We start from the raw sequence: 15416 nt of genomic DNA on the forward strand, positions 1-15416 counted from the left end.
GGAGTCGGGAATGGCGAACGATCAACACACAGGGCTTGAGACGGAATCGACGCTTGAACAGGTCAAAGCGCAATTGATGGAACAAGGCAAGAAGAAATCTTCCTTGACCTATAAAGACATCATGGAGAAATTGTCTCCTTTCGATCAAGATCCGGAGCAAATTGACGAGTTTTTCGAGCAGTTGGCTGACTTAGGTATCGAGGTCGTGAACGATCACGACGAAATGGGACGGCACGGAGAAGAAGAGGAACGCGACGAGTTCAACTTCGACGACGATCTATCTCTCCCGCCAGGCATTAAAATCAACGATCCCGTACGCATGTATTTGAAAGAGATCGGCCGCGTGCCGCTTTTGGGCGCAGACGACGAAATCGATCTCGCCAAGAAGATCGAAGCCGGCGGATTCGAAGCCGAGGAAGCGAAAAAAAGGCTGGCGGAAGCCAACCTTCGTCTAGTCGTCAGTATCGCTAAGCGGTATGTAGGACGGGGCATGCTGTTCCTCGATCTCATTCAAGAAGGCAACATGGGACTTCTTAAAGCGGTCGAGAAGTTCGACCATTTGAAAGGCTTCAAATTCAGTACTTACGCGACGTGGTGGATTCGCCAAGCGATTACGCGCGCCATCGCTGACCAAGCCCGGACGATCCGGATTCCGGTTCATATGGTGGAGACGATCAACAAGCTCATTCGCGTATCGCGCCAATTGCTGCAAGAGCTGGGCAGAGAACCTGCACCGGAAGAAATCGCGGAGCAAATGGAACTGAGCGTGGATAAAGTCCGTGAAATTATGAAAATCGCGCAAGAACCGGTATCGCTCGAGACGCCGATCGGCGAAGAAGACGATTCCCACTTGGGCGACTTTATCGAAGACCAAGAGGCTTTGGCACCTGCCGATGCCGCCGCGTACGAGCTGCTCAAGGAACAGCTTGAAGACGTGCTCGATACGCTTACCGAGCGGGAAGAGAACGTTCTTCGTTTGCGTTTCGGACTCGATGACGGCCGCACTCGCACGCTCGAAGAGGTCGGCAAAGTGTTCGGAGTCACTCGCGAGCGTATTCGTCAGATCGAAGCGAAAGCTTTGCGTAAACTTCGCCATCCAAGCCGTAGCAAGCGGTTGAAAGATTTCTTGGAATAACATCATGCCGAACGTTCGGATGAGACCTTTGGCCGTAACGGTTGAAGGTCTTTTTTTTCCGAAGGCGTTAGGAGGAATCGCCGCATGGCTTCAAGTGCTGATGATAAGCGCAAAGCGATCGTGTTAGAAATCGAAGCTTGGCGTCGCAGTAAGTTATTGCCCGAGCATTATTGCGACTTTCTGATCAACTTGTATTTGGAAAACGTGAATGAACGTCCGCAAGGGTTGATCGGCAACGCGGTCAAGAAAATCGGCCAAGCGTCAGGCAAGCATTGGCTCCTTACATTTGGAATTTTTACCTTGATTTGTTTTGTTGTACTTCATTTTAGCGCGTTTCCCTTGGCATTGCAAATAGGGTTGACCGGCGTCGTAACGGCGGCGTTCATCGGGTTTGCGGGCAAACTACAAGACCGAAGCTCTTTGCGAAGCACGATGCTGGCCGGCACGGGATGCTTCTTTCTCTTGGGAACGGGGTTCAGCATCTGCCAAATCCAAGGCTGGACAAGCGGAGCCGGATATATCGCGGTCCTCGTCATTTGCTCGGTCGTATGGATCGTAAGCGGCATCGCGTTAAACGCTGTCCTATTGCACGGACTCGGTTGGATTTGCGCGATAGCGGTATACACGATGCTGCTCGCGGATCAGGTGCAACATCCGAGTTGGCTCGAGGTTCAAGTTTTTTGGCTTCCCGCGGCGCTCTTGTTCGGTTGGTTGAGTTGGTTCGTGCACGTGAAATACAAGTCGAGCGGTGCGGTGCTGTTCGCGGTGGCGCTGCTTTTATGGTTTATGCCCGAAGTGTATTCGGCGCTCTATGAAATAGACAAAAACTGGATTCAGATCGAACTCCTTAGCAAAATTTTGCTCGCGGGATTCGGTATGTTCCGCTTACGAAAACAATGGATGGAATGGGTTGCATAAACAGATGAAACAATCGGATCAACAATTCGGAGCAGGCTTGAAGCTGTCACGCAGATTGTCGGCGCTTGCCGAGTGGGTCCCGCAAGGGGCGCGGCTCGCCGACATCGGGACGGATCACGCGCTGCTCCCCGTCTTTTTGGCGGGCAGCGGGAAAGTAAGCATGGCTATCGCGGGCGACGTGAACGCAGGCCCGGTAGAAGCAGCCAAGCGGCAAGTAGCGGAAGCCGGACTGGCACATGCAGTGTCGGTTCGACTAGGAGATGGTCTCGCCGTCGTATCGCCTGGGGAAGTCGATGCGGTATCGATCGCCGGTATGGGCGGAAGCCTCATGGTGCGTATTCTTGATCAAGGGAAAGCGAGTCTAGAAGGCGTTCGTACGCTGATCCTGTCGCCGCACGTCGCGGAAGACGCGGTCAGAAAATGGCTGACGGTGCATCGTTACGTGATCGATCGTGAGACTTTAATCGAGGAAGACGGCGTTATTTACTCCGTCATACGCGCGATTAAAGTGGACGACGAAGCGGAAGCCGGGGAGAAGGCGGCGCAGCTCTACGATTTAACGTTGCTTGCTCCGCGGCTTCCGAAGGTATCCCCGTCGCTCATGTACGAAATGGGACCGCTCTTGATGCGCGAGCCGACAGAGGTTTTCCACCGCAAGTGGGAGCAGGAAATCGCGAAGCGCGAGCGCGTCATCTTACAACTAAGTCATACGGATGCGCCGGAGGCGGCGGAGAAAGCTAAAGAATGGCAGGAAGACGTGCGAGAAATCCGGGAGGTGTTGGCATGTTTGCCCGCGGAGAAACGATCATCCAACTGATGGAGCGCCTCGCGCCGAAGTATTACGCGGTGGAAGGCGATAAGATCGGCTTGCAAGTCGGTTCCGTCGCGCGCGAAGTGCGGCGCGTTCTCGTGGCGTTAGACGTTACGCCTGCCGTCGTTGAAGAGGCGGGCGAGCTTGGAGCGGAGCTTATTATCGCGCACCATGCGGTCATCTATCGGCCGCTAGCGCATTTGCGGACCGACACGCCAGCCGGCGCGTTAGCCGCGAATTTGTTGCGCAAAGATATTGCGGTGTATATCTCTCATACGAATCTAGATACCGCCGAAGGCGGTATGAACGATTGGATGGCGGAAGCGCTAGGCTTGAACGGACGCGACGTACTCGAAGAGGTGCATACCGACAAGCTGTTCAAGCTCGTCGTCTTCGTTCCGGAATCGCATCAGGACAAAGTGAGAGCCGCGCTGTTCGCCGCCGGGGCGGGTTGGATCGGCAACTATAGCCATTGCAGCTTTAATACGGAGGGCACGGGGACGTTCCTTCCACGAGAAGGCAGCCAGCCTTTTATCGGACAACAAGGCAAGCTGGAGAGCGCGGCGGAAATTCGCATCGAGACGGTCGTGCCGCAAAGCGTTCGCAAAGCGGTCATCTCCGCCATGCTCAAAGCTCACCCTTACGAAGAAGTGGCGTACGATTTGTACTCGATGGATCTAAAGGGACGATCATTCGGCTTAGGTCGCGTCGGGCTGCTTCCGACACCGGAGACGCTGGACGAGTTCGCGGAACGGGTTAAACGGGCGTTCGACGTGCCGTTCGTTCGCGTCGTCGGTGACGGCTCGCGCCAAATCCGCAAAGTCGCCGTGCTTGGCGGTTCCGGCGCGCGTTACATCAGGCATGCTTCGTTCGCGGGGGCTGACGTCCTCGTAACGGGAGATATCGACTATCACACCGCACACGACGCGGAAGTCGCGGGACTCGCGCTTGTCGATCCGGGCCACAATGCGGAGAAGATCATGAAGCCTAAGACGGCCGAGTGGCTGCAGGAGCAATTGAAGGGCAAAGGCTACGCAACGGAAGTGTTCGCTTCGAAAGTGAATACGGAGCCGTTTAAGCTGCGTTGACGGGTAAGCGAACCGGCAGTTCGTAGCATTTTACCGAAGTCGCTCAGTTTACCCATCCATTGCCGTTGTGCTTGCGCGCGATTCGCGATATACTTATCGATGCAAACCGGAAAGTTTGACAGACAATCGCTGGTGGCTTCGCGCCACGAGAGGAAAGTCCGGGCTCCATAGAGCAGGATGCTGGATAACGTCCAGTCAGCGCGAGCTGAAGGATTAGGGCCACAGAAATGGACCGCCGATGGCTCTTTCCCGCAAGGGAGAGATGCACAGGTAAGGATGGAACCGTGGTGTAAGAGACCACGAGGAGCACTGGTGACTTTGTTCCTGGTAAACCCCATTTGGAGCAAGACCTAAGAGAACGTCGTAGCCGCTTGCGGCTGCAGCCCTTGCTCGGGGTGCGTTCGGGTTGGTCGCTTGAGCCGTATAGCAATGTGCGGCCTAGAAAGATGATTGTCGCTTCCATACGTGGGAGGACTAGCGCAAGCAGTCCGCTACTACCACCGGAAGTACAGAACCCGGCTTACGGCAATCTTTCCGGCATAGCCTTACAATGAACACAGGGTTGTCTCGACGGATGTAACATCCGATCAAGACAACCCTGTTTTTGTTATCGTTATAAAGACTACTCCGCGTTCAACCGTTCCAGCTCGCGCCGCACTTGCTTCGGAAACAGCTGAAGCGAAGTGCCAGATCCGCTAGCCGATTGAAGCGCCGAATTCACGTCGATCTGGCCGTAGCCGAAATCGTTGTCCTTGCCCTGCTGGCCAAGGTCCTTCGCGGTGCGTCTAAGCAAATCCATTATTTCTTCGTTCGTAAGCTTCGGATTGACCGATTTAACGAGCGAAGCTAACGCAGCTACGTGCGGACTCGCCATCGAAGTACCGGACAACGCCGCGTAGCGACTGCCCGGATACGTGCTCGGAATGGAAGTTCCGGGAGCGGCGATGTCGATATAATCGCCGAAGTTGGAATACTCTGCGCGCGACTCGTCGGGATCCGTCGCCGCCACGGCGAGCACTTCGGGGTAAGCAGCCGGGAAGCCCGGCCTGTCCGTATTATCGTTCCCGCTGGCCGCGACGAGCACTACGCCGTGATCGTAGGCGTATTTCAACGCGTCGTGAAGAAATTCCGCTTGCGCGTAATTGCCGAGACTCATGTTGATGACATCCGCGCCGTGATCGACCGCCCATAATATGCCTTCCGCTACGGAATAAGTCGATCCGGCTCCGGAGCTGTCCAACGCTTTGACCGGCATGATTTTCGTATACCAAGTCATTCCCGCCACGCCTTCTCCGTTGTTCACCTCCGCCGAAATGATGCCCGCCACGTGCGTGCCGTGACCGACGTCGTCGTCGGGAGGGCTGGAAGGGTCGACGATGTTCACGCCTTTGACCAAGCGTCCTTGAAGATCGGGATGATCCGCTTGCACGCCCGTATCCACAACCGCCACGATGATGTCGTCGCTCCCTTTCGTAACAGACCAGCCCGATTCGGTAGCAATCCGTGGCAAGTTCCATTGGTATTCCGAATAGAGTGTATCATTAGGGACAATCGTTCCCCCCGAAGCCGGGGCTTCTTGGAGCTCGTTCGTCATGTACAAATAGTGGGGCTCGACGTAAATCGGATTCCATTTGGACTTGAAGTAGGCAATTAACGCTTCCGTATTATGTTTCTTCGATCGGAAGACGTAAGTTTGCCGCGTATGGCGAACGACCGTCAGATCGAGTGAATTGCGCAATTCCAGCAATTGGGCATCCGTCAGCGGTTGTCGGAACTTGACGACGACTTCGTCGACGGAATAATGACTGGCGTTGCCGTTGTCTTCCCCCGAACGTACGGTAATGTCTTTCGTCGAATTTGGAAGGACGGATTCCACTCTGTAGCGTCCTTCCGCCGGGTAAGGTACGAGCCTTAAGTTACGCCGCTGGTGACGTTCGACCGATTGAACGACTTCCGTGGAAATGAGCGACACGAGTCCGCTGCGAGCCGGACGTTCTCCCGCTTGCGCCATAACGAAGTAACTTTTACCTTGATCCACGAACAGAGGGGAGGTGTAGGATTTCCCTTGTCTAATCGCTACGCGTCCCGCGTTAAAGTATCTTTCCGCAACTGACTTTAATGGCGTGGCAACGTCTCTCGATTTGGTCGTATGGACTTTGTTTCCGTCGGACCATTCTAATAACCGCATCTCCGGATGCAGAGCCATCAACTTCTTCATCTCGGGCATCGTGCATTCGCCTTTTTTCAAGTAACGCCGAATATCGGCCGCCGTTTGCGCGCGGGATAGCCGTTCGGTAGCCACCATATCATCGTGCAAGATCTGTTGTTTGTATACGGCTTCTAGATGAGACGATCTTTGATCTGAGGCAATGTGGGGCTTAGAGCTCGAACCCCAATCGCGGAACAATACCGGGACGGCGATTATGACGATCGCGGTAGTAAGCAACAACCCAAGCAGCGCGTTGCGACGCATACGGGCATCTCTCCTTATCGGTCCCCGCGCAAGAGGGAGCATTATACGTTAGGATGAGGCGCAAGCGCAAAAATATACCCTGCATTTTGGCTGATGCCAGTACCTTTCGTTAGCGTTTTGTGGTACTATGAGGGAAGTTTCGCTGACGATATTGCAGATGCGGAACTATTTCGCTTGACGCTAGTTAACACCGGATTCACTACGGTTTCGCACATTGGAAAGGGGAACAATCCATGCCAGCCATGAAAATTAAAGACCTTGCCGAGGCAACCCGAGAGAAATTAAAAGCGGCGATCGTTCAGATCGAACAATTTCTGAACACCAACGCAATGCCGCAGCTCGTGCAAGAGAACAGCGAGCAGGCAGAAAGCTTCTACAGCGGCTTGTTGTCGGACATGCGACATTTGCTCGTATTTTCAGAAGTGGCCTACGAAAAACTTGGCGCCGTGCTTAGACGTCCTAACTTCGATGTCGAATTGGCCGAACGCGCGCTTTACGAAGTGTATCATAACGGCGTTAACGCCTTTTTCTATCCGAAGAACGAATGCTATTCCGAAGACGGCCGCTACGCTTACACCGGACAAGACGCCATTCGCTTCCGGATGAAGCCGATTCGCGTCGCTCGCGACGTCGTGCTTAACGTGTCTCGGATTTACGAAGAACTGCGCGATGATCTTTCCTTCTACGAAAGCGATTATTTGACGCAACGCCGCATGCAAAGCTCCAAATAACAAATCTGCCAACAGGCTCCGCACCCTCTGTCCGCATACCCGATCACCCGGGGTGCACAATAGGACAGGGGGTGATTGTGATGCCGAACGGCGTCTCGTGTAGTGTCAGCAATTGCTCGTTCTGGGGTCAGGGCAACCGTTGCGCAGCGCAGGAAATTGCAATCGAAATCGATTCTCATTCGAAAAACCATTGGGATGCGGAGTTCGCCGAAGAATTCGCCATGCATCAAGATCATGCAACGACATCATCCGTCACTTGTTGTTTAACGTTCAAACCTAAAGACGACTAGGTCAAAAGCACGACTAATCGCGAAAGTTGTCGGGACTAGCCGGGGGGCGCGCGATGTTGTACAATGTTAGCGTACAACACTTGAACTGACGGGAGATTGCCGACGTGAATGTAACGACGGATCCGCGTTTACTAAAACAGATGCTGCTAACGCAATGGATGCAGAACATTAATCCGTTGGGAGTCGCTTCGCCATCCGGCAAGTCCGAGACCGAAGGCACTGGATTGTTCGATATGCTGTTAGGTCAATTAATGGATAATACAGATTCAGAACAACCCTCTTCGTTAGACGGGTTGTCCTTATCGGCGCTTATGCAGCCGAACGCTTCATGGGGAGGCGCGTTATCACCCGACACGAGCGGTTCATCAGCGGCATTCGATGATCTTATTGCCGCTGCAGGGGAGAAATACGGCGTATCGCCTACGCTGATCAAAGGCGTTATTCAATCGGAGTCCTCGTTCGACCCGAACGCGGTATCTTCGGTCGGCGCCAAAGGATTAATGCAGCTTATGGACGGCACTGCCCAAGGGCTTGGCGTCACGAATGCATTCGATCCCGCGCAGAACATCGACGGCGGCACGAGATTTTTATCGTACTTGCTGCGTAAATACGATGGGAACGTATCCGTTGCATTAGCCGCGTACAATGCAGGGCCTGGTCGCGTAGATCGCCTTGGTATCGCGAACGATCAAGATATTGCCGCTAAATACGCGGAATTGCCGCAAGAGACGCAGACGTATGTACGCAAAGTACTTGCAGCGGCAACCCAGTGGAGCGCGTAACGATTTAATGAACAAAGGTCTAACAGGGATCATGACGGCGCCTATGCGCCGTTATCGATCCCTTTATTGCGGATCGGGGGACATGCGTGAAACCTTATTATTTCGACCATAGCGCTTCTGCGCCGATGTATCCGAAGGTGATCGATACGGTCTCCGACATCATGAGACTGCATTACGCCAATCCGGCGGCGCTGCATCGATCCGGTGCGGAAGCCGCCAAGCTGGTCGAACGTGCTCGAGCCGGCGTAGCGGAAAGATTCGGAGCTGCGCCCGGCGAGGTCATATTCACCTCCGGCGGGACGGAAAGCAATAATCTAGCGATTCGCGGGGCGATTGCGGGCGTATCTCGTGCGATGAAACATGTCATAACGACGGCCACCGAGCACGCCTCCGTGTTCGAGTGCGTTAAGCAACTGCAACTGCAGGGCATTGACGTCACTATATTGCCCGTCGATGCAGAGGGCAGGGTATCCCCCGACGACATAGCTAAAGCTATACGCAAAGACACCGTCCTCGTCAGCGTTATGCACGTGAACAACGAGACAGGCGTAATACAGCCGATCAAGGAGATCGGCGCGATCGTATCCCGCCATTCGCAGGTTCGGTTCCATGTCGACGGAGTGCAGGCGATCGGTAAAGTACCGTTTGACTGGCGCGATGCCAAGGTGGATCTCTATTCGGGCTCGGCACATAAGATCGGCGGCCCTAAAGGCGTCGGGTTGTTGCTCGTCAAGGAAGGGATGAGGTTAAGTCCTTTGTTTAGCGGAGGAGGCCAAGAGGACGGGCTTCGCTCGGGTACGCTGAACGTGCCGGGAATCGTCGGAACGGCGCAGGCGTTGCGCCTGACGATGGAGGGGATGCCTTTGCGCAGGGAGAAAATGTACGCCTTCCGCTTGAGATTGTTAGATGCGATCGCGGATATCCCCGAGCTTGTCGTTAATGGGATCGGCGAACGGCAAAGGGAAGCGGACATTGGCGAGTCATACCGGACAGCTCCTCATATCGTTAATCTCTCTTATCCAGGGATGCGGCCGGAAGTGCTCGTTCATATGCTCGAAAAGCACGGCATCCTGATCTCCACGCAATCGGCTTGCTCATCCAAAAGCCTGAAGCCAAGCCGCGTCCTGCTTGCGATGGGCTACGAGGAAGCGCGCGCCTCAGGCAGCATCCGAATCAGCTTCGGGGACGAACACGAACAACAACATATCGACATACTCGCCGCCGCGTTGCGGCAAGCGGTCGCGGAGCTTAAGCCGCTCGAAAGGAGTTAGCCATGAATTACGATCTGATCTTAGTCCGGTTCGGGGAAATTACGATCAAAGGCCGCAATCGGAACCGGTTCGAGAAAATGCAGCTCGACCAAATTCAGACCGTGCTTAGCGCGTTTCCAGCGCTGACTTACGAACGCGCATTCGGCAGGGTATACATCCGTTTGAACGGTGAAAATTACGCGTCGATCGCGCCAATCTTGAAAAATGTCTTCGGCATCGTCTCCTTCAGTCCTGTCGTCAAAGTCGAGCATGACCTGGAACGAATCCGCGAAGCTTCGCTAACGCTGCTCAAAGGGATGACGCCGGCGCCGAGCACGTTCAAAGTTAGTGTCAAGCGCGGCTGGAAGCAATTCCCTCACAACTCGCTCGAGATGAACCATCTCGTGGGCGCGCATTTGCTGCGGAATACGCCGTCGCTTACGGTCGATGTCCGCCAACCGGAAGCCGAGCTTAAAATCGATATTCAATTCGAAGGCACGTTCATTTACTGCGTGCAGGAGAAAGGCGCCGGCGGGTTCCCGCTAGGCATGAACGGGAAAGCCATGCTATTGCTGTCGGGCGGCATAGACAGTCCCGTCGCAGGGTGGATGGCGATGCGCAAAGGGCTCGCCGTGGAAGCAGTTCACTTCCACAGTTATCCGTTCACGAGCGAGCAAGCGAAGGATAAGGTCGTGACGTTGGCGAAGCGATTGTCCTATTATAGCGGCAAAATCAAGCTTCATCTCGTGCCGTTCACGGAAATCCAAACGATGCTCGCGCAATCGGGACATGACAGCTTAATCATCACGTTAATGCGCAGGATAATGCTGCGTATCACGGAGCGGCTTGCGGAGAAAAACGGGGCGCTGGCGATCGTTACCGGAGATAGTCTCGGCCAAGTGGCTAGCCAGACGCTCGTCAGCATGAACGTTATCGGCCGGGCGACGACGCTGCCGATGCTTCGTCCGCTTGTCGTAATGGACAAGCTGGATATTATCGAGTATGCGCAGCGGATCGGTACATACGACACGTCCATCTTGCCCTTCGAAGATTGTTGCACGTTGTTCGTACCTAAGTCGCCGGCTATTCATCCGAACTTGTCCGTCGTGGAGCAAGTGGAGGAGAAGCTGGGCGAAGCCTTGAGCCGATTGATCGACGAGGCGGTTAAAGGGATGGAAGTCGTCGTTCTGTCGAACAAAGCGGAGCAACAGGCGGCGAGCGCGAAGTCGGAAGAAGCCGAAGCCGAGGACGAGTGGTTTTAAGCCTATAAAAGAAGAAGCCGTGAAGCGCAAATTCATGCGTTTCACGGCTACTTTTTTTGTGGTAAGCGGCGCCTTAGGCTTGTTTAGGCTTGTTTAGGCTTGCTTTCGGCTGCTCGTGAGCTATTCGCCCTTGCGCGGCGCGACGCGCTCTTACTGCGTTCGTCCATACGCCCGAAAGGATTACGATTACGGTGATGGCGGAGATGAACGTCCATGTCCATACCGGACGATCCTCGAATGCGACTTTGAATTGCGGTTCGTGCGTAATCATCTTCGCGGCGGTGAACGCCAATATTCCGGAACCGATATAGATGATCCAAGCGAATTTTTCCACGATCTTGATGAACAATGTGCTACCCCAGACGACGATCGGAATACTGATCAAAAGTCCCAATACGACAAGCACGTAGCTTCCGTGCTTTCCTTGCGCCATTCCCGCGATAGCCATTACGTTGTCCAGACCCATGGCCGCATCCGCGATAATGATCGTTCTAACGGCGCCCCATAGCGTTGTTCCGGCTTTGATCTCGCCATGATCGTTTTCTTGCACGAGCATCTTATAAGAAATCCAGATCAGCAATATTCCGCCTACGGCGATCAAAAACGGAATTTCGAGCATCCCCCATAATACCAAAAACGTAGCGACTACCCGAATGCCGATCGCGCCGGCCGTTCCCCATAGGATCGCCTTCTTCTGGTGATCCTTATGCAAATTGCGGGCGGCCATCCCGATGACGATCGCGTTGTCCCCGGCGAGCAACAGATCGAAGAACACGATAGCTACTAGCGCCGACCAAAATTCCAAGCTCATTAAATCCATTTCTCTCCACCCCACTGTATGGTTCCTGTATGGTTCTCCTAGTAATACGGAGGCTTGGAGATTTGGATTCATAAAAATGCGTCACATATTCGAGCCGGCTTGTACATAGGTCTGGTAAGAGGGGGTGGCCGCATGGGAATCATGGATAGTTTCTGGGTATTTCTCGAAATCGTAATCATTAATTTGCTGCTGAGCGGCGATAATGCGATCGTCATCGCGATGGCAGGAAGACGGCTGCCTGCGTACCAACGCCGGACCGCCGTATGGTGGGGGACCGCGGCCGCGATTTTACTGCGTTGCGTATTGACGCTCGGGGCCGTAGCCTTGCTGCACATACCGCTGCTGCAGACGGTGGGAGCGCTGCTGCTGATCGTCATAGCGCTACAGTTGCTAATCGACCGCAAGGATCACTCGGCAAGCACGCAAGCGGCTTCCACGTTAGCCGGAGCGGTATGGACGATCGTAGTGGCGGATTTCGTTATGAGCTTGGATAACGTACTTGCCGTTGCCGCCGTAGCGAACGGGGATACGATACTGCTCGTTATCGGGATCGTCATGAGCATACCGATCATTATTTGGGGCAGCGCGTTCATTATGCGGCTCCTGGACCGGTTGCCGGGGTTAGTCTATGTGGGGGGCGGCCTGCTTGGATATACCGCCGTAGAGATGATGCTGAAGGATCCGGGTTTGCAGCGTTATCGCCATATGATCGATCCGGACGTGGAGCGCATCTTGCCGATTGCGACCGTTGCGATGCTGATCGTTATCGCGTTATGGTTGCGAAGACGTCCGCAAGAAAGACTATAGGAAGTTTTTAGGCACTATTTTATAATACCGAACTAGTTTTTTCCCCCGAATTCCATTAAACTTAAAGAATAGACGTCAGGATCCGACATATAAGGAATCAGGACAAAATCCATTGTATATGGGATGAAGTGGGGGAGCTATCGTGAACAGACAATCCGCCGCAGTCGGAATACTCGTGTTGACTGTTGGATTGATAATTCTTTTAGGCAAGCTGGGTGTATTCGCCTTTATCGGCGCCGTATTTTGGCCGCTATTCATCCTGATCCCCGGCGTGCTCTTGCATGTGCTTTATTTCGGCCGAATGGTTCCGTCGATTACGCTCGTGCCGGCAGGGATATTGACCGTTATATCGGTCGTGCTGCTGATCGGCAACTGGTTCGGATGGGGGATGATGAAATATTTGTGGCCGATGTTCCCGTTTTCCGTCGCCATCGGCTTGTACGAGTACCATGTTTTCGGCTACAATCGTTCGCGCGAAGTATGGACTGCCGCTGTCGGTCTGGCCTCCATCTCGATATTATTGTTCTGCCTCACGCTTATCTGGACATGGGGAATTTACTTGATCGCCGTGGGCTTGATCGCCGTAGGCGCATGGCTCGTGCTTAGACGCCCGCGCACTTGGTAAGCGGAACAAATGGCATCGCAACAATAAACGTTGGCTTTTCGCTTCGACTAGCGTATAATAGAAGGGATGATGACCTAGCTACCGTATAGTCGGCAGATTAGGTCGGTCGTACCGGTGAAGTCCATAACGTCGACCTCGCGTCGGCGTTTTGTTTTGCGGTTATAGAGAATCCTAACTTAACGAACACGTTGAGCCTGGACATAAATGAGGAGTGGGACAATGCAAGCTAGAGACAAGATCCGTAACATCGCGATTATCGCGCACGTAGACCACGGTAAGACAACTTTGGTTGACCAATTGCTTCGTCAATCCGGTACATTCCGCGACAACGAACAATTGCAAGACCGTGCAATGGATTCCAATGATCTTGAACGTGAACGCGGCATTACGATTTTGGCTAAAAACACGGCGATTCAGTACAAAAGCAACCTGATCAACATCGTGGATACGCCTGGACATGCCGACTTCGGCGGAGAAGTTGAACGGATCATGAAGATGGTCGACGGCGTATTGCTCGTAGTCGACGCTTTCGAAGGTTGCATGCCGCAGACGAAGTTCGTCTTGCGCAAAGCGCTTCAACAAGGTTTGACGCCTGTAGTCGTTCTGAACAAAATCGATCGCCCGGCGGCACGTCCCGTCGAAGTTATCGACGAAGTATTGGAATTGTTCATCGAGCTCGAAGCGAACGACGAACAACTCGACTTCCCTGTCGTTTATGCTTCCGGCTTGAACGGTATCGCAGGCAGAACCGCCGACACTTTGGAAGAGACGATGGAACCGCTGTACGAGATGATTCTCGAGCATATCCCTTCGCCTAAAGAAGACACGGAAGCGCCATTGCAATTCCTCGTTACGTTGCTCGACTATAACGAGTACATGGGTCGTATCGCGATCGGCCGCGTTAACCGCGGACGCGTTGCGCAAGGCCAAGTCGTGGCCGTATTGGATCGCGATGGCAAAGCCCGCCAAGCCCGTATCGAGAAGCTGTTCGGCTTCCAAGGGCTGAAGCGCATCGAGATCGAAGAAGCCGCCGCCGGCGACATCGTCGCAATCGCGGGGCTTAAAGATATCAATATCGGCGAGACGATCGCGGATCCGGCAAACCCGGAAGCTTTGCCGGTGCTCACGATCGACGAACCGACGCTTCAAATGACGTTCCTCGTTAATAACAGCCCGTTCGTCGGACGCGAAGGCAAATGGGTAACTTCCCGTAATTTGCGCGAGCGTCTGTTCAAAGAGCTCGAAACCGACGTCAGCTTGCGCGTAGAAGAGACGGACAGCCCTGACTCCTTCGTCGTTAGCGGACGCGGCGAGCTTCACCTCGGCATTCTGATCGAGAACATGCGTCGCGAAGGCTTCGAGCTGCAAGTGTCCAAGCCGGAAGTTATTATCAAAGACATCGACGGCGTGAAAAGCGAGCCGATCGAGCGCCTCCTGATCGACGTACCGGAAGAAAGCATGGGCTCCGTTATGGAGAGCCTAGGTACCCGCAAAGCCGAAATGATCAATATGATCAACAACGGCACGGGTCAAGTTCGCCTCGAATTCCTAATTCCGGCGCGCGGGTTGATCGGTTACCGTACGAACTTCTTGACGCTTACGCGCGGTTATGGCGTCATGAACCATGCGTTCGATAGCTACGGACCGGTCATCGGCGGTCAAGTCGGCGGACGTCGTCAAGGCGTACTGATTGCCAGCGAAACGGGTAAATCTACCGCTTACGGCATGCTTTCCGTCGAAGATCGCGGCATTCTGTTCATGGAACCTGGAGCGGAAGTATACGAAGGGATGATCGTCGGCGAGCACACGCGCGACACCGATATCATCGTTAACATTTGTAAAGAAAAAGCGTTGAACAATATTCGTACGGCGAACAAGGAAGAGACGGTTCGCATGAAGGCGCCTCGCTTGATGTCCTTGGAGGAAGCGCTCGAGTACTTGAACGACGACGAGCTTTGCGAAATTACGCCTAAAGGCATTCGCTTGCGCAAAAAAGTGCTGAACAAGAGCGAACGCGACAGATACGAGAAGCAACGCCGCGTGGCGGAAGCTGGCGTATAAGCGCATAAGCATGCAACTTCGTAGCGATACCGATCGTTATTTAATGATGGAGGAGTACAGATGCAGCATTGGTTCCAAGACCACCCGCTCGTTTCATACTTGCTGATCCTCGCTTTCGTGATCTATATATTCAATGCTGTGTTCAGGCCTGGTCGGCTTCCGATTCTGAAGGAAGTACTCGTTTATTTGATGATGGCGGTCGGTTGCTACGTGTTGCTCGTTCTGCAATTGCTCATATTGCCGATCATCCAATGCATGTCCGTAGCCGTCTTCATGATGCTGCTCCTGCGGCTTCGTCAGCTGTACGATAAGAGAATTAACGCTAGCAAAGACAGCAAGCCTTCTTAAGGGAGAGGGGTATGG

At 53.9% G+C, this 15416-nt stretch carries 15 protein-coding genes and 1 other RNA gene; 14 read left to right on the forward strand and 2 right to left on the reverse strand.

From position 1 onward, the window contains the following. Positions 1–10 precede the first annotated feature (10 nt). The 5 genes from rpoD to rnpB all read left to right on the forward strand — a co-directional run bounded on the left by rpoD (position 11) and on the right by rnpB (position 4490). Positions 11–1135 (forward strand): RNA polymerase sigma factor RpoD, encoded by a 1125-nt coding sequence (gene rpoD / locus ACFPQ4_RS22210; protein ID WP_378114113.1) that lies wholly within the window; start codon positions 11–13, stop codon positions 1133–1135. 84 nt (positions 1136–1219) lie between these two features. After that, complete coding sequence (locus tag ACFPQ4_RS22215; RefSeq protein ID WP_378114114.1) at positions 1220–2053, forward strand: hypothetical protein; 834 nt, start codon at positions 1220–1222, stop codon at positions 2051–2053. A gap of 4 nt (positions 2054–2057) precedes the next feature. Continuing rightward, positions 2058–2870, forward strand: coding sequence for a tRNA (adenine(22)-N(1))-methyltransferase (locus ACFPQ4_RS22220; RefSeq protein WP_378114115.1), 813 nt, complete (start codon positions 2058–2060; stop codon positions 2868–2870). Continuing rightward, positions 2837–3952, forward strand: coding sequence for a Nif3-like dinuclear metal center hexameric protein (locus ACFPQ4_RS22225; protein ID WP_378114116.1), 1116 nt, complete (start codon positions 2837–2839; stop codon positions 3950–3952). Before ACFPQ4_RS22220 ends, ACFPQ4_RS22225 begins: the two co-directional genes overlap by 34 nt. Before the next feature lie 110 nt (positions 3953–4062). Further along, positions 4063–4490, forward strand: an RNA gene (gene rnpB / locus ACFPQ4_RS22230) — RNase P RNA component class A. 84 nt (positions 4491–4574) lie between these two features. Here rnpB and ACFPQ4_RS22235 read toward each other — a convergent pair. Next, positions 4575–6425, reverse strand: a complete 1851-nt coding sequence (locus tag ACFPQ4_RS22235) for a S8 family peptidase (RefSeq protein WP_378114117.1) — start codon at positions 6423–6425, stop codon at positions 4575–4577. 233 nt (positions 6426–6658) lie between these two features. On the opposite strand from ACFPQ4_RS22235, the gene ACFPQ4_RS22240 reads away from it, so the two are divergent. The 5 genes from ACFPQ4_RS22240 (at position 6659) to thiI (ending at position 10740) form a co-directional block, all read left to right on the forward strand. Then, complete coding sequence (locus ACFPQ4_RS22240) at positions 6659–7156, forward strand: DUF3907 family protein (RefSeq protein ID WP_378114118.1); 498 nt, start codon at positions 6659–6661, stop codon at positions 7154–7156. 80 nt (positions 7157–7236) lie between these two features. Next, on the forward strand, positions 7237–7446 hold the full coding sequence (locus ACFPQ4_RS22245; RefSeq protein WP_378114119.1) for a DUF1540 domain-containing protein: 210 nt from the start codon (positions 7237–7239) through the stop codon (positions 7444–7446). Between the two features lie 104 nt (positions 7447–7550). After that, positions 7551–8228, forward strand: a complete 678-nt coding sequence (locus ACFPQ4_RS22250; RefSeq protein ID WP_378114120.1) for a lytic transglycosylase domain-containing protein — start codon at positions 7551–7553, stop codon at positions 8226–8228. 86 nt (positions 8229–8314) lie between these two features. Next, entirely contained in the window at positions 8315–9499 is a 1185-nt protein-coding gene (locus ACFPQ4_RS22255; RefSeq protein ID WP_378114121.1) for a cysteine desulfurase family protein, read from the forward strand. Positions 9500–9501: 2 nt separating this feature from the next. Next, positions 9502–10740, forward strand: a complete 1239-nt coding sequence (gene thiI, locus ACFPQ4_RS22260) for a tRNA uracil 4-sulfurtransferase ThiI (protein ID WP_378114122.1) — start codon at positions 9502–9504, stop codon at positions 10738–10740. Positions 10741–10813: 73 nt separating this feature from the next. On the opposite strand, the gene ACFPQ4_RS22265 is transcribed toward thiI, so the two are convergent. Beyond that, positions 10814–11560: a TerC family protein gene (locus ACFPQ4_RS22265; RefSeq protein ID WP_378114123.1), complete on the reverse strand. Its 747-nt coding sequence runs from the start codon at positions 11558–11560 to the stop codon at positions 10814–10816. A 132-nt stretch (positions 11561–11692) separates the two neighbouring features. Here ACFPQ4_RS22265 and ACFPQ4_RS22270 point away from each other — a divergent pair, with 132 nt between their 5' ends. From ACFPQ4_RS22270 to ACFPQ4_RS22285, 4 genes are all read left to right on the forward strand, one after another. Beyond that, the gene (locus ACFPQ4_RS22270; RefSeq protein ID WP_378114124.1) at positions 11693–12367 is read left to right on the forward strand and encodes a TerC family protein; all 675 of its coding nucleotides are present in this window, start codon (positions 11693–11695) and stop codon (positions 12365–12367) included. Positions 12368–12509: 142 nt separating this feature from the next. Next, entirely contained in the window at positions 12510–12992 is a 483-nt protein-coding gene (locus ACFPQ4_RS22275) for a hypothetical protein (protein WP_378114125.1), read from the forward strand. A gap of 219 nt (positions 12993–13211) precedes the next feature. After that, positions 13212–15053 (forward strand): translational GTPase TypA, encoded by a 1842-nt coding sequence (typA, locus tag ACFPQ4_RS22280; protein WP_378114126.1) that lies wholly within the window; start codon positions 13212–13214, stop codon positions 15051–15053. Positions 15054–15113: 60 nt separating this feature from the next. Next, entirely contained in the window at positions 15114–15401 is a 288-nt protein-coding gene (locus tag ACFPQ4_RS22285) for a YlaH-like family protein (RefSeq protein ID WP_378114127.1), read from the forward strand. Positions 15402–15416 lie beyond the last annotated feature (15 nt).

Origin of the sequence: Cohnella yongneupensis (assembly GCF_042655785.1) — a bacterium.
Lineage (GTDB): Bacteria > Bacillota > Bacilli > Paenibacillales > Paenibacillaceae > Cohnella > Cohnella yongneupensis.